General features: G+C 71.8%; 12 protein-coding genes and 3 pseudogenes. 3 read left to right on the top strand and 12 right to left on the bottom strand.

Annotated features, from left to right (window positions below; all coding sequences use genetic code 11):
• The 11 genes and pseudogenes from ABZ070_RS28185 to ABZ070_RS28135 form a co-directional block, all read right to left on the bottom strand.
• Positions 1-547, bottom strand: a 547-nt coding sequence (locus ABZ070_RS28185) for a hypothetical protein (protein WP_356638143.1), incomplete at its 3' end; no start/stop codon positions are given.
• A complete protein-coding gene (locus ABZ070_RS28180; RefSeq protein ID WP_356638142.1) occupies positions 544-1,890 on the bottom strand; it encodes a hypothetical protein in 1,347 nt (448 codons plus the stop codon). The genes ABZ070_RS28185 and ABZ070_RS28180, both read right to left, overlap by 4 nt.
• A complete protein-coding gene (locus tag ABZ070_RS28175) occupies positions 1,887-2,675 on the bottom strand; it encodes an ABC transporter ATP-binding protein (protein WP_356638141.1) in 789 nt (262 codons plus the stop codon). Before ABZ070_RS28175 ends, ABZ070_RS28180 begins: the two co-directional genes overlap by 4 nt.
• Positions 2,672-3,658: a zf-HC2 domain-containing protein gene (locus ABZ070_RS28170; protein WP_356638140.1), complete on the bottom strand. Its 987-nt coding sequence runs from the start codon at positions 3,656-3,658 to the stop codon at positions 2,672-2,674. Before ABZ070_RS28170 ends, ABZ070_RS28175 begins: the two co-directional genes overlap by 4 nt.
• Positions 3,655-4,212, bottom strand: a complete 558-nt coding sequence (locus tag ABZ070_RS28165; protein ID WP_356638144.1) for an RNA polymerase sigma factor — start codon at positions 4,210-4,212, stop codon at positions 3,655-3,657. Before ABZ070_RS28165 ends, ABZ070_RS28170 begins: the two co-directional genes overlap by 4 nt.
• Before the next feature lie 126 nt (positions 4,213-4,338).
• Positions 4,339-4,986 (bottom strand): GNAT family N-acetyltransferase, encoded by a 648-nt coding sequence (locus ABZ070_RS28160; RefSeq protein ID WP_356638139.1) that lies wholly within the window; start codon positions 4,984-4,986, stop codon positions 4,339-4,341.
• Positions 4,987-5,117: 131 nt separating this feature from the next.
• Positions 5,118-5,213: pseudogene (locus ABZ070_RS28155) on the bottom strand (nucleotidyltransferase); the annotation flags it as partial.
• 134 nt (positions 5,214-5,347) lie between these two features.
• Positions 5,348-6,577, bottom strand: a complete 1,230-nt coding sequence (locus ABZ070_RS28150) for a hypothetical protein (protein WP_356638138.1) — start codon at positions 6,575-6,577, stop codon at positions 5,348-5,350.
• Positions 6,577-7,653, bottom strand: coding sequence for an ATP-binding protein (locus ABZ070_RS28145; protein ID WP_356638137.1), 1,077 nt, complete (start codon positions 7,651-7,653; stop codon positions 6,577-6,579). Before ABZ070_RS28145 ends, ABZ070_RS28150 begins: the two co-directional genes overlap by 1 nt.
• Positions 7,650-9,677: a Mu transposase C-terminal domain-containing protein gene (locus tag ABZ070_RS28140; protein ID WP_356638136.1), complete on the bottom strand. Its 2,028-nt coding sequence runs from the start codon at positions 9,675-9,677 to the stop codon at positions 7,650-7,652. Before ABZ070_RS28140 ends, ABZ070_RS28145 begins: the two co-directional genes overlap by 4 nt.
• On the bottom strand, positions 9,667-10,434 hold the full coding sequence (locus ABZ070_RS28135; RefSeq protein ID WP_356638135.1) for a TnsA-like heteromeric transposase endonuclease subunit: 768 nt from the start codon (positions 10,432-10,434) through the stop codon (positions 9,667-9,669). The genes ABZ070_RS28140 and ABZ070_RS28135 overlap by 11 nt, the downstream gene beginning before the upstream one ends.
• A gap of 203 nt (positions 10,435-10,637) precedes the next feature.
• Here ABZ070_RS28135 and lon point away from each other — a divergent pair, with 203 nt between their 5' ends.
• The 3 genes and pseudogenes from lon to ABZ070_RS28120 all read left to right on the top strand — a co-directional run.
• Positions 10,638-13,049 carry an endopeptidase La gene (lon, locus tag ABZ070_RS28130; RefSeq protein ID WP_356638134.1) on the top strand — a complete coding sequence of 804 codons (2,412 nt, stop codon included), beginning with the start codon at positions 10,638-10,640 and terminating at the stop codon, positions 13,047-13,049.
• 142 nt (positions 13,050-13,191) lie between these two features.
• Positions 13,192-13,989, top strand: a complete 798-nt coding sequence (locus ABZ070_RS28125; protein ID WP_356638133.1) for a pentapeptide repeat-containing protein — start codon at positions 13,192-13,194, stop codon at positions 13,987-13,989.
• 221 nt (positions 13,990-14,210) lie between these two features.
• Positions 14,211-14,576, top strand: a pseudogene (locus ABZ070_RS28120) (MarR family transcriptional regulator); the annotation flags it as partial.
• Positions 14,577-14,584: 8 nt separating this feature from the next.
• On the opposite strand, the pseudogene ABZ070_RS28115 reads toward ABZ070_RS28120, so the two are convergent.
• A pseudogene (locus ABZ070_RS28115) lies at positions 14,585-14,677 on the bottom strand (MerR family transcriptional regulator); the annotation flags it as partial.

The following is a 14,677-nucleotide window of genomic DNA, read 5'->3' as shown; positions in this document are numbered from 1 at the left end:
GGCCGCCCGGCTGCATCGGCCAGGCCCAGATCTGTGCCGCACCGCCGTGCGCCCGGGGCGCGCCCAGATAGACGGCGCTGAGGTACACGAATGCGGGAAGCCAGCTCAGCCGTGCGCCGACCACGGCGGCAGCGGCCACCGTGATGCCGACGGCGCCGAGAGTGTTGCGCACCATGGCGGGGGCGCCGAACCGGCCCTCGTAGGCGAGCACCGCGAGCGCGAGCAGCGCCACGGCGAGCGCCGTGAGGCCGGCCGACTGCGCCAGGCGCCGGGGCCACCAGGGACGCACCGCGGTGCACTCCAACTCGTCCATGGACGAATGGAGTCCGGTGCCGATCACCGCGGCGGCCATCAGCGGGGCGAGCGCGACGACCGGCACGAGCCGGCCGGGATCGAGGTGGGCGTCCAGGCCGTACGCCGACCAGACGGCGAGCACGGTGACGACGCCCAGAGCGGCCAGTGTGAGCGGGACGGCGCGTGAGCGGGCGAGCAGCAGCGGGCCGGCGAGGCGGGGGGCCGGGCGCGCGGGTGCGGTGCGGGCGGTCACAGGGCCGGCACGTCCTTCGGGTCGCAGCTGTGAACGGTCGCGAAATAGCGGGACAGCCAGTCGCGGCGCTCGTCGTCCGGCACGGCGTCCAGGCGGGCGCGTGCCGCGCGGTCGGCGGCGTCGCGGAGCGCCTGCGAGGCGTCCTGGTCGTCGGTGGGCCGGCCGGCACCGCGGCCGAGCCAGTCCGTGACCGCCATGTCGACACGGAGGGCTCGTGCGTCCTCGCCGCGTGCGCCGCAGGGGTCATGGATGGCGGTGATCGCCGCGGCCGCCTGCCACGCGTAGGACTCGGGGTCGGTGAGTCTGCCCCGGACGACGCTCCAGCCGAGCGGAGTCAGGGTGGGGAGCTCGGCGTCTCCGTGCTTCGAGTCGGCGCGCAGGTCCTCGAAGCGGACCGGGAGGTTCTCGACTCCTTGAAGGCGCCCGTGGAAATCGCCGAGGGCGCTGTCGACCTCGGGGAGCAGCCCGGCGTGCAGGGCGTTCACGCAGATGTGGGGCCGTTCGGAGGTGTCGCACACCTGCCGGTGCGAGAGGGGATGGTCGCGCCACATGTCGTCTCCCGCCTGCGTGATGAGGACGGCCGCGAGGGCCGCGGCGGTCAGCGGCACCAGTGCCGCGAACCGGCGGCGGGCGGTGTGCGCCAGCACTGCGGCCGCCGCCAGACCGCCCGTCCATGCGGTCGCGGCGACGGGCTGCCACCACACAGCGACCATTTCGCCCGTGAAGTCGGCCGACGCCGGGCTGAGATGGCGAGCTCCGCTCATGGTGTAGGACGGAGCGGCGAGCAGGATGTAGCAGCACACGGCCAGCGCCGGTGCGGCGGCCCGCCATGCCACCAGTCGTCCGACGACATGACCCAGGAGCGTCATGGCCACCAGCAGGGCGGCGTCCACGAGCACGGGCGAGAGGAAGGGGCGGCCCGCGGAGGTGTACGGCCAGGTGGCCACCAGCGCCCCGGCCGTCGCCAGCAACTGGCCCGCGACGACCCACAGCGCCGTCGGCAGCGATGCCGTCAGGAACTGGGCGAGCTCGCCGCGTGCGGCCGAGGCGCGCAGGCCGTCCGTACGCCGCCGCCGCTCCCTCCCGCCCTGCCAGCAGCCCGTGGCCGCCGCGAGCGGACCGCCCAGCAGTGCCGTCGCGGTGTGCAGCAGTGCCTGCGTCTCGCCCCAACTTCCCTGCCACTGAGCGGCCTTGCCGGCGAGGGCGATCGCGAGCGTGACGGTGACGGCGACGCCTGCCCACGGTGCGGAACCGCGCAGCAGCTCACTGCGGAACGGGTGCGGGGCGGGGCGCACCGTTGCGGGGCGCACCGGGGCGGCCGGTGTCGCGGCCGTGGCGGTCACCGGCGCACCTTGGCGGGGCGGGCGCGGTGGGTGCGCAGCGCGGCGGTGTATCCGCGCTCGATCGGGTTGGCCCCGTGCCCCTCGTCGGCGAAGCCCTCGCCGAGCGCGGTCAATTCCGCGGTGGTGCCGCGGAAGGCGAGCCGACCGGACTCGATCAGGGTCACCTCGGAGCAGGCCGCCGCCACGTCCTCCACCAGGTGGGTGGAGACGATCACGGTGGAATCGGTGCCCAATTCCCGGAGCAGTGCTCTGAATTCGACGCGCTGCTCCGGATCGAGACCGGCGGTCGGCTCGTCGAGCAGCAGCAGCTCCGGCTCGTTCACGATCGCCTGCGCGATACCGACCCGCCGCACCATGCCGCCCGACAGGGTCTTCACCTTCGCGTCGATGCGCTCCCCGAGTCCGACCCGTTCCACCGCCCGCTCCACCGCGCCCGGGACGTCCGGCGCCGGCATCTCCTTCAGCCACGCGACATAGGCGACGAACTCGCGCACCGTAAAGCCCGGGTAGAAGCCGAACTCCTGCGGCAGATAGCCCAGTCTGCGCCGCACCTCCGCACGCTCGGTGTGTGCCGACACGTCGCGGCCCAGCAGCTCCACCCGGCCGTTCGCCGGTGCGGCGACGGTCGCCAGGACCCGGATCAGCGAGGTCTTGCCTGCCCCGTTGGGGCCCAGCAGACCGTGCACCCCGGTCCCGAAGCAGACGTCGACGGCGTCCAGTGCCACCGTCCTGCGGTGCCGGACCGTCAGGCCGGTGACCGCTGCCGTGCCGCCCCTGGTGCTCACATCTTCTCCAAGTGGTCGAACGAGTAACGGCGCAGCGCCAGGAGCCCTGCGCACAGCACTGCCGCGAATCCCCAGCCGCCCTGAGCGGCCGGTCCGCCCGCGATGTGCGCGAGACGGTCGGCCATCTCCGAGGGCATCGCCCCCAGGACGGGGACCACGACCACGCCCAGCCAGCCGGCCGCCAGAGCCGCTGCCGCCTTCCGGCAGCCGACGTAGGAACCGAGCGCCAGCGCCGCGAGGGTCAGGGCCAGCCCGGGCAGCAGCCACGCCGCCGCACCCGGCCCGCCGGCGCCGGGCGGCAACAGCGCGCCGATCGCGGTGAGCGCGGGCACGCCTGTCGCGAGCACGGCTGCCGTGCGTGCCAGCAGCAGGCGCAGCCCGCCGGAGGGGGTCGACACGGCGATCTCGTACATCGGATCGGAGTGCCGCCCGTACGACAGACCGACCCCGGCGAGCGGCAGCAGCGGCGAGACGAGCAGCAACAGCGGGCGGGCGCCCTCGAACCCGGCACCCCTGCCGAGTCCGAACGCCGCGGCCCCGACGAGCAGCAGTGCGACGGCCCAGGCGCGGTGCAGCCCGGGCCCCACGCTCCAGGCCAGGCGGAGGACGGCCCGTGCCCGGCCGATCCGTTCCGCGGCGCGCGGCGGGCCGACCCGTCCTGCGGTGAACGGCGAGCCGCCCCTTCGTGCGGTGAGCGGCGGGCCGGCCCGCCGTCCTGCGGTGAAGCGCCCGGTCTCCGCTGCACCCCGCAGGCGGGAGCGCAGCGGCCGGCGGACGGGGGTGGACGCAGCCGTCGCCAGGAGCTCGGATCGCAGCTCCGCCAGCAGCGCTCCCGCGTCCCCCGCGCCCACCACGGCGGAGACGCGGGAGGCGCATGCGGTGCACGACTCGACGTGCTTCTCCAGCGACCAGGCGTCGGGTTCGGGAGCCGAACCCGTGGCGTACCGGGCGGCCAGTTCGTCGCTCACATGCCATGTGTTCATGCGGTGCCCCCCAGCGGCAGTCGGCCGAGTGCGGTACGCAGTTCGCGGCGAGCCCGTAGTGCCCGGGTCTTGACCGTGCCCTCGGGTATGCCGAGCAGGTGCGCGGTCTCACGTGTGGTCAGGCCGTCGACGACGGTGGCCCGCAGGACCTCGCGCAGTTCCGGTGCGATGCGGTCAAGGGCCGAGCCCACGTCGCCGTACTCCAGGCCCGCGAGGACACGGTCCTCGGCAGAGGGCGCCGTTCCGGCCGGCTCGTGGAACACCCGCTCCTGCCTGGCCCGCGCGCGCTGCGCGTCGACCAGGCGGCGGGCGGCGATCACCCACAGCCAGCCGCCCGCTTCGCCGCCCCGGTGGGACGCGGCCGAACGCCAGACGGTTACAAAGGTGTCCTGGAGCACTTCCCGTACGGTCTCCGGGTCGTTGCAGCGGCGGGTCAGACGCATGTGCAGCCAGCCGGCGTGCCGGTCGTGCAGCACGCCGAGCGCTTCGGTGTCCCCGCGCGCGACCGCTCGCAGCAGCGCTGCGTCGTCACGTTCTCCCCCCGAGGGGCGCATCAGTCTCACGCCTCCTCTATCGCTCATGGCACGGCCGTCGGTTCACGGCCGTGCCCACTGGCTGCCGTGACGGCCGTTGCGGGCCGGGCGACACGGCGATTCTCCGGCCGTGATCCGGCGGCGTGTTCAGCGGGCTGCCGAGCTGTGGAACAGGCTCACCAGCGGCGCGTGGACGCGCCAGCCCAGGGACTCGTAGAGGGCCCGGCCGTCGGGTGTCCCGCCCAGTACGCCCACTGTGGCGCCCTGTTCGATCGCGGCGTTGTGGAGGGTGTGCATCACCAGCCGGCCGAGGCCCTTGCGGCGGTGCTCCGGCGCCGTCTCGACCTGGTCGACGACGGCCGTGCGCCCGGTCGGTGCGATCTGGGCGCGGGCCGCGAAGGAGCCGTCGGCGGCCACCACGAGGGCCCGGACGACACCGCCGCGCGTCCATGTCTTGAGGGTGTAGCCGTCGGGCACGGCCGTTTCGGTGCGGCGCAGCTCGGCGGACATCAGCCAGCCCGGTTCGTCGACCGACCAGTCGGGGCCCACCCAGTCGAGGACGGAGCCGGGGTCGGTGAAGACCTTCAGCCAGACGGTCGGCGCGGCCACCTCAGCGGCGACCTTGCGTACGGTCGCCTCGTCGTCCGCGGTCAGGACGTGGCGGGTGGCGTGCTTGACCTGGCCGACGTCGACGGTGAAGCCCCAGGGCCTGGGCACCGGGTCCGCGGAGCCGCGTGAGACGACCCAGCCGTGGACCCAGGCATCAACGATCTCGGCGGTGGACTCGAAGGACATCCGGGGCTCCTCGGGACGGGAAGTAATAGACCAAAGGCTTAATTGGTTATTACACACCTGCCCGATGTCCGTCGGCGACCGTATTTCGTGGTGACGCGAGTCACGGGGCGGGCGGGTCGCGGGGCGGCGGGTCAGGGGCGGGGCGCCTTCTCGCCGTGCACCGCCGTGTACTCCACGGCCAGCCATGGGCCCAGGTCCTCGACGAGCATGCTCAGCACCGCGCGATCCGCCGACGCAGGGAATCCCCGGTCATGGGGCCACGTTGTCACGGAGTCCGCCCCGATTCGGTATCCGGCCGGAAACGTGCCTGGTCACAGCCCGTGTGTCCCGTCCCGTTCGTTGTTGCATCCCGGGTCGGTGCCTAGCTGGGGGATGCAGGAACGGGTTGGTCGGCAGGGTGTGGTTCTGCGCAGGTTGACTCTGCATTTTCCGTCCGCTGCTGTGGCAGGCGAGGGGTCTTGGCTTCGGAAGCTCGGCGCATTTCCGCGACCTCCTTGCGCATGAGTTCGTCGGTGCGTGTGCTGTGCCAGATGGTTCCTTCCCACTTCTCGTATTGGTGTTCGCGGTCTCGCAGGAGGACCGGTTTGAGGTGGCTGTGGAAGAGGAGTGTGCGGCCCTGGTCCTTGCGGGTGCGGCTGAACCACATCGCGCCTTTTTCGTGGCGGGCGAGCCGGTTCGCTGCGAGGCCGGGGAGCTTGCCGTGCATGCGGCCGGGTGTGTAGGTCGTCAGGGGTTGGCTGGGCGGGCGCCAGGAGTCGGCGAGGGACCAGTGCGCGATGGCGTCGCCCTTGCGGTCGGGTGGGTTGTAGGGGTAGGTGACGCGGTTGCTGATCTCTGTGAAGAAGCGGGCTTGTTCGGCTTTGGTGCCGTCGGCCAGCTGCCGCCAGTGGGGTGAGGCGATCAGGGGTGCCAGGGCAACGGCCTCGGGATAGACCGCTGCGAACATTCGCGAGGTGCTGTAGTTGGTGTAGTCCTGCTTGTCCCGGTCGAACGGGATGAGGAGGCCGATGCGGTCGTCCCAGGTGTCCCAGGTGCCGAATGGGACCGGGTAGCCGTCGACGGACCAGATGTGTGCGCAGAGCATGAGGCCGCTGAGCACGGCGTCGTAGGTGGCGGTCCAGCCGTAGCGGCTGAGGATGCGCAGGTGTTTGCGCTGGGCGTCGACGATTTCGGGCAGTTGGGTGAGGTCGACGGCGGGGTGGTCGATGTCGGGCGGGCCGATCCAGGTGCGGTGGCGCAGGCAGACGTAGCGGTGGTGGGGTAGGAGCCGGGTCACTTTGCCGCCGGGGTGCCGGGCGTCGCAGCGGTGGCAGCCGGTCTGTGGTTGGTGCCGGAACATCGTCCAGTCGGGCCGTGGTGTGCGTAGTTCGGGCAGGGCTCCGGCGAGGGCGTGGACGGTGCGGCCGGTAAGCGCGGCGAGGCGTTCGGGGACGACGACGCGGCGCATGCCGCCGGACTTCTCGCGTTCGGTGACCTGTGTCCAGAGGTCGTTGATGTCGAGGCCGTGGAGGGTGGCCAGGCGGCTGATGTAGGAGGCAGGGATCTCGTGCTGTGCGGGCGGAACGGGATCGGGCAGTCGGCGGATGTGCATTAGGCCACGCGCCTCCGCTTCCTCGCGGGTCTGGCGGGGGCGGTGCGCTGCTCGGACTGCTCGGCTGCGTAGTCGACAGGAACGGCCTCCAGGAGGTCCTCGGTGATGCGCTCGCTTTCGTCCTCGATGGCCAGGACGGCGGCGCCGCGGATGAGCTGGGAGAGACTGCCGATCATGCCGCTGGTGCGGTGGAAGAGGTACTCGCTCAGCCCGGCCAGCGTGCCGAGGGCGTGGTGGTGCAGCCGGAGTGTGGATTCCAGGGTGCCCACCAGGGCCCGCCAGGCGTCCTGGTCCTCGGCGGTGGCGTGCGCGAACGGGGCGGCGGAGATGACGACGAAGCGTCCGGCGATCTGCCGTCCCCGGGTGCCGGCGAACAGGCCCTTGGACTCGATGTCGATGCCCGCGTAGGCGAAGGTCGCGGGCAGCCGTTCGGCGAAGTACTTGAGCTGGTCGGAGGCTTCGGCTCCGGAGCGGGTGGTGAGGGTCAGGTTGTGGATTTCGTCGACGAGCACCAGGTCGACGTGGACGTGTGCGGCGGTGGCGCAGACGGCGTCGACGATGTCGGTGATGTTGGCCCGGGAGGGGAAGGTCAGCCCGAAGAAGCGGGCGAACTCCATCGCGAGCATCTTCGGGGTGGCCGCCGGAGGGACGGTGACGTAGACGACCGGGAGCCGGTTCGCATCGCGTGGGTGCCGCCTGCGGACGGCCAGTTCGTGGGCGCGGCCGAGTTGGGTCAGGGCGGTCGTCTTCCCGGTGCCGGAGGCGCCGGAGAGGATCACGCCGCGGCGGGCGGAGATCTGGTTGCGGTTGAGCTGGATCAACAGCCTGGAGGTGGCCGTCACCTTGCGGATGACCGGGGTGTTCACCATCGGCAGGTCGGCGTGATACTCGCGGCGTCGTTCGTCCTCGCGCATCCGTTCCCGCGGGCTCAGCGCTGCCTGCTCGGCGGCCGTCAGCAGCCGGGGCGGGACCGGCTCGTGGCCGACGAAATGGCGCCAGCCCTCCTTGGTGGTCAGCGGGTTGTCCGGCGGAACCTCCGCCGCCGTGTCCGGGGCGGGCAGGGAGGGCGTGTTCATAGCCACCTTTCGGCTTCTGCGTGGGCGTCGAAGATTCCGAACTCCGCCATCGCCGCAGGCGACTGGGGCTCTGGCTGGGACGCGGTGTCGTTGTCGGTCTCGGGTGCCGCGGCGGGTGCGGGGACGGTGCGGGCGGTGCGGGTGCGGGCGGCCACCTTGGCCGACCGGGTGTCCGGGCCGTGTTCGGCGCGGGTGAGCAGGCCGTCCAGGACGCGGGCGACGGCCGCCTCGTTGGTGTCGTCCAGTCCGGCCTCGGCCGCCAGGCGGCGTGCGTGTTGCCAGGTGAAGTCCGCGAACGGCGCGTTCACCAGCGGCCACTGTGTCCAGGGCGCGGTGACCCAGCCGCCCGGTGTGCGGACGAACACCTGGGACAGGTCGTAGGGGTCGTAGTGCACTTCCCACAGACCGCGCTTGGCGGTGATCCCGGAGTGCTCGCGCCGATGCGGCCCCAGGTCGGGGCTGTCGTAGGTGCGGTAACTGATCTGGATGCCGTAGTCGTTGATCGCCCGCCAGGCCGTCGGCAGCAGTTCCAGGTAGTCCTCGCCGCGCAGCACGAGCGGCAGATAGCCGCAGGCCGCCACCAGGGAGGCGTATTTGTCGTTCGGCGACATCGCCCTCTTCGGGCGGAACGGGTCGCGCAGGGCGCTGTGGGGCCTGGCCTGCCACCCGGCCAGCAGCCATTCATCCAGCAGGTCCTGAAGCTCCGGGACCGTCCAGACGGCCCGGTCCTCGACCCGTTCGCCGCGGCGGGAGACGTCCCGGCCGGTGTAGCCGGCCAGGTGTTGGGTGAACAGCGTGTTGATCGAGGCGAACGTAGTCTCCACGATCGCCTTGTCGGTGGGCGTGCGCGGACGCGCCCGCTGCACCGAGACACCGAGTCGTTCGCAGGCCCGCAGGAACGTGTCGGAGATGAACACCTTCCCGCCGTCGATGACGACGGTGTCCGGCACGATCACCGGTTTCGCCGCGGCCTGTTCCATCCGCGCGTCCACGTCCAGCAGCCGCAGGTGCGGCATCCGTGAGGCCGCCATCCGAAGCGAGGCAGGCCAGCCGGGCCGCATCGGCTCGGGCACCAGCATCCGGGCCAGCAGCAGCGAGGCGTCGACCGCCTTCGTGCCAACCGGCCGCAGCACCGCGGCGCAGATCGTGCGGGTCGCGACGTCGACCGCGATCGTCAGATCCGCGCGGGCCGTCAGCCCCGAATCGAGCACCACCATCACGTCCAGCGGGGTGGAGTCGATCTGCACCTGTTCACCGGGCCGGTCCGCGAACGTCTGGGTGAACGGACCCTGCGGCCGGTTCGCGGTCTGCCGCCGCGTGACCGCCGAACCGAACGTATGCCGCCCGGCCGACAGCGCGTCGATCAGCTTGTAGAAGGTGTTCTTGCTCGGCAGCGGAACCACCCCCTCGCCGTGGGTGGCCTCCACCAGCTTCACCACCCGGCGGATCAGCCGTGAGCGGGTCCCCGTCGAGCCAGACGTCTCCGCGTCCACAACCTCCCGGATCGCCGCCACCAGGCGGGCATCCGCCCGCCCGGTCGGCTCCGATACCCGCACCAGACGCTGATCGACCAGGCCCCAGAGCCCCTGCCGGGCATAACGGGCCCGCTTCTCGTTCACCGTGCGCAGGCCCACCCCCAGCTCGACCGCCTTCGCCCGGGTCCGCTCGCTCAGCGGGTGCACCGCCGGGTCGTACTCCGGCCGAGGAGACGTGCCAGGCCCGGAGCCGGCGGGCAGCCCCGTGTTGACTTCGGCAATGTGCCGTTCCCACTCCTTCGCCGCCGCCAGCACCGCCTCTGGAAGCGCCGTCAGCAGCCCGGACGGCTCCAGCGCGGGCAACGGCTCCGTGCCGGTGACGGAGAAGTCCGGCGCCGCCATCAGGTGCGAGGCCAGCACCACCGATTCCGCCCCGGACTGCGACCGCAGCCGCACCGACGTACCGGCGAGCGCCACCACCTGGTGGTCCCCGTCGCCGTAGGTGATCCAGTCACCGGGCCGCAGCACCGCCCCGCGCTCAGCAGCCACCGGTCACCCCTGCGGACACCGCAGCTTCCGTGTGCAGAGGAACGGACACGTCCACGGCCAGCTCGTGTGTCCACAGCAGATGGAACAGCACCGGCAGCACCGCGATCTCATCCCCCACCGAAGCCGCCCCGTCCAGCAGCGGCCGCGGCTCGGCGAACGCCGCCAGCAACTCGGAGGCGACCGGCTCCAGCCGGTGCCGGGGATGGCGGTAACCGGCCAGCCAGCGCACATTGCGCACCACGATGACATCCGGCGCCCCCACCAGCCGGAACTCCCAGCCCACCTGAGTGCAGGCCCTCCGCGTCGCCTCGAACTTCACCACGTCCCGAGGCTTGCGGCGATCCGCCGGACGGCAGTCGACCACCACCGCCGTGCCGTCATCCCGGCGGGCGAAGTAGTCCGGTGCGTGCGAGACGGCCTTGCCCGCCTCCGACCGCCAGAACAGCCAGAACGGCTGCGAGGAGATCCCCACCACCGACGGGTCGAAGTCCAGAAGCATCACGTGATCGCGTTCCAGCCAGGACTCGTACCCAACGTGCCCACCGGCCGTCGCCGACCACCACAGGCCCGGCAGATGACGCTGTCCCTTGTACGACTTGAACGCGCGTACCGGAGCGACGTCCTCGAACCGTACGGCCCAGGCGTCCACCAGCGGCAGGCGGAACTCCGACCCGTCCCGGTCGGCGTACGCGACCTCGAACCCCTCGATTGGTGGCCCGGCGGACCCGCCCGACAGCACCTTCAACGCATGCACCACGGCCAGCTAACGCTGGCCCTTGTTGCAAGGTCACGCTGACCTGTGCGAGATCACATGCAGGATCAAGCTGACCTTTGCAGGGTCAAGCGCTACAGGACACCGTGCAGGGGATGATCGCTCACAGCGAACAGGCGGCAGGGAACATTCCAAGGCTCACTTGCATTGAGTCGGTACAGCTCAACTTGACTGCCTAAGGGGAGATCATGGCTGCCGATTCCAAGGCGAACCTCACACTGCCCGTGCTGCCGCTCGACGACGAGGTCGTGCTGCCCGGCATGGTCGTTCCGCTCGACCTGTCCGACACCGATGTACGGGCCGCGGTGGAGGCCGCACAGGCTGCCGTCCGTCCCTCCGGAAACGGCAGCAAGCCGAAGGTGCTGCTCGTCCCCCGCGTCGACGGCACCTACGCCGCGACGGGTGTGCTCGGCACCGTCGAGCAGGTCGGCCGGCTGTCCGACGGCGACCCGGGCGCACTGATCCGCGGCGTGGGCCGCGTCCGTATCGGCGCCGGGACGACCGGGCCCGGGGCCGCTCTGTGGGTCGAGGGAAGCGTGGTCGAGGAGACCGTCCCCGACCCCGTGCCCGGCTCGGTGACCGAGCTGGTCAAGGAGTACAAGGCGCTGGCCACCGACTGGCTGAAGAAGCGCGGGGCCTGGCAGGTCGTCGACCGGGTGCAGCAGATCGACGGCATCTCCCAGCTCGCCGACAACGCCGGCTACTCGCCGTTCCTGACCACCGCCCAGAAGATCGAGCTCCTGGAGACCACCGACCCGGTCGCCCGCCTCAAGCTCGCCACAGAGCAGCTCCGCGACCATCTCGCGGAACAGGACGTCGCCGAGTCCATCGCCAAGGACGTCCAGGAGGGCGTCGACAAGCAGCAGCGCGAGTTCCTGCTGCGGCGTCAGCTCGACGCCGTGCGCAAGGAGCTGCGCGAGCTGAACGGCCAGGAGGGCGAGGACGAGTCCGACGACTACCGGGCCCGTGTCGAGGCCGCCGACCTGCCGGAGAAGGTTCGGGAGGCCGCGCTCAAAGAGGTGGAGAAGCTGGAGCGGGCCTCCGACCAGAGCCCCGAGAGCTCCTGGATCCGCACCTGGCTGGACACCGTTCTCGAGCTGCCCTGGAACGAGCGGACCGAGGACGCGTACGACATCCAGGGTGCCAAGGCCGTGCTGGACGCGGAGCACGCGGGGCTGCAGGACGTGAAGGAACGGATCACCGAATACCTGGCAGTGCGCAAGCGGCGCGCCGACCGGGGCCTGGGCGTGGTCGGCGGGCGGCGCGGGGGCGCGGTGCTCGCGCTCGTCGGCCCGCCCGGGGTGGGCAAGACCTCGCTCGGCGAGTCCGTCGCCCACGCGATGGGGCGCACGTTCGTGCGCGTCGCGCTCGGCGGCGTGCGGGACGAGGCCGAGATCCGCGGCCACCGGCGTACCTACGTCGGCGCGTTGCCCGGACGGATCGTCCGCGCGATCAAGGAGGCCGGTTCCATGAACCCGGTCGTCCTGCTCGACGAGATCGACAAGGTCGGTTCCGACTTCCGCGGCGACCCCGCCGCGGCCCTGCTCGAGGTCCTCGACCCCGCGCAGAACCACACCTTCCGCGACCACTACCTGGAGGTCGAACTCGACCTCAGCGACGTCGTCTTCCTGGCCACCGCCAACGTCCTGGAGGCCATCCCCGAGGCGCTGCTCGACCGCATGGAACTGGTGCGGCTCGACGGCTACACCGAGGACGAGAAGATCGTCATCGCCCGGGACCACCTCGTGCCCCGCCAGCTCGAGCGGGGCGGTCTGGAACCCGGCGAGGTGACCCTGGACGACTCGGCGCTGCGCAAGCTGGCGGGCGAGTACACCCGCGAAGCGGGCGTACGGAATCTGGAGCGGGCCATCGCCCGGCTGCTCAGGAAGGTCGCGGCCCAGCACGAACTGGGCGACCGCGAGCTGCCGTTCACGATCACGCACGAGGAACTGCGCGGTCTCATCGGCCGGCCGCACCACGTGCCGGAGTCCGCGCAGGACCCGGCCGAGCGCCGCACCGCGGTGCCCAGCGTGGCCACCGGCCTGGCCGTGACCGGTGCCGGCGGTGACGTCCTGTTCGTGGAGGCGTCGCTCGCCGACCCGGAGACGGGTGCGGCCGGACTGACCCTGACCGGTCAGCTCGGCGACGTCATGAAGGAGTCCGCGCAGATCGCGCTGAGCTTCCTGCGCTCGCACGGCGCGGAACTGGAGCTGCCGGTCGCCGACCTCAAGGACCGGGGCGTGCACATCCACTTCCCGGCAGGCGCGGTGCCCAAGGACGGCCCGAGCGCGGGCGTCACCATGACGACGGCGCTCGCGTCGCTGCTCTCCGGGCGCCTGGTGCGCACGGACGTGGCGATGACCGGCGAGGTGTCGCTGACCGGTCGGGTGCTGCCCATCGGCGGCGTGAAGCAGAAGCTGCTCACGGCACACCGGGCGGGCATCTCCACCGTCGTGATCCCGAAGCGGAACGAGGCGGACCTGGACGACGTCCCGGCCGAGATCCTCGACAAGCTGGAGGTCCACCCGGTGACGGACGTCCGGCAGGTGCTGGAGATCGCGCTCGCCCCGGCGGACGTGCCGGTGACGGCCGCGGCCTGAGCGCCCGCGGTCGACGGGCCGCAATCGCCGCCTCAGCGCCGGTGACGGGCCCGGCGGTGGTGCACCGGACGCTGTGGGCACAGCGTCCGGTGACCCACCGCCCGGGCCCGAGCGGTGCCCACGTGTCCCGCACAATGGACGGATGACCGCTCTGCAGGCCGACTGCTCGAAATGCTTCGGGCTGTGCTGCGTCGCACTGCCCTTCGCCGTCTCCGCCGACTTCGCCGTGAACAAGGACGCCGGGAAACCCTGCGCCAATCTGCGCACCGACTTCGGCTGCGGCATCCACACCCGCCTCCGCGAGAGCGGCTTCCAGGGCTGCACCGTCTACGACTGCTTCGGCGCCGGACAGCAGGTCTCGCAGGTCACCTTCGGCGGCCGGGACTGGCGGCAGGCACCGGAAACGGCCGACGAGATGTTCGCGGTCTTCCCCGTCGTACGGCAGCTCCACGAACTGCTCTGGTACGTCGAGGAGGCACTGACGCTGCCGGCCGCACGCGAAGTGCACGCGGATCTGCGCCGGCAGCGCGAGAACGTTACGGAGCTGACCCGCCTCGCGCCCGACGCCCTGCGGAAGCTGGACGTCGCCGCGCACCGCCAGGAGGTCAATACCCTGCTGCTGCGGACCAGCGAACTCGTCCGCGCGGCGGTCCGGCGCAAGAAGAAGGACCGCAGGGGTGCCGATCTGATGGGGGCCGCGCTCAGGAACGCGGATCTGCGGGGTGTCAGCCTGCGCGGCGCCTACTTGATCGCGGCCGATCTGAGGGGCGCGGATCTGCGACTGGCCGACCTCATCGGAGCCGATCTCAGGGACGCTGATCTGTCCGGCGCGGATCTGACCGGCTGCATCTTCCTCACCCAGCCTCAGCTCAACGCCGCCAGGGGCGACGCGGCCACCCGGCTCCCTGACGGGCTGACCCGCCCCGCGCACTGGTCGTGACGACCGGCTCGGCGGGGCGGGCGGCCCAGGGGCGTGTGCCGACGGCTCAGCCGCCCGCGAGGGCCCTGAAGAGGTCGTAGACAGTCGCACACGGACCCTCCAAGGACGGGGGACCGGTCGCCGCCGTGCGGTTGTGCCTGCGAAATACTTGGGGGAGCAGCGGCAATACCGGCCGCCGGAAACAGCTTTCAGGACCGGAAAAGCGTGCGAGGGGTGCTGACGTGCACGGAGGCGGTACGGCGAGGGGAACGGGCCCCGGGGGAAGAAGTGGTGGGGACCAGGAATTCCTCGCCCTGGAGCGGGAGTTGTCCGTGTTTCTGCGCCGCGCGAGGGCTTCCTCCGGGGAAATGGCGCGCGAGGTGCACCCGGAGCTGGAACCCGCCGCGTACGGACTGCTCGTACGGCTGGAGGAGGCCGGCGCACAGCGGGCCACGGAACTGGCCGGCTACTTCGGCGTCGGCAAGGCGACCATGAGCCGTCAGTTGCGTGCCCTGGAGGAACTCGGCCTGGTCGCCCGCGAACCGGACCCGGCCGACGGCCGGGCTTCCCTCGTACGGCTCACGGACGAAGGCCTGGCCCGCTTCCGTCATGTATGCGACAACTGCTGGACCGTACGCAGCAGTTCGATGTCACGGGCCGAGTAGCGCCGGCCCCGGCCAGGCGTGCGGTCGGGGGAGACGAGACCGAG

It is taken from the genome of Streptomyces sp. NPDC006283, from assembly GCF_040613325.1.
Taxonomy (GTDB): Bacteria; Actinomycetota; Actinomycetes; order Streptomycetales; family Streptomycetaceae; genus Streptomyces.
This window is presented reverse-complemented; position numbering and strand designations above follow the sequence as displayed.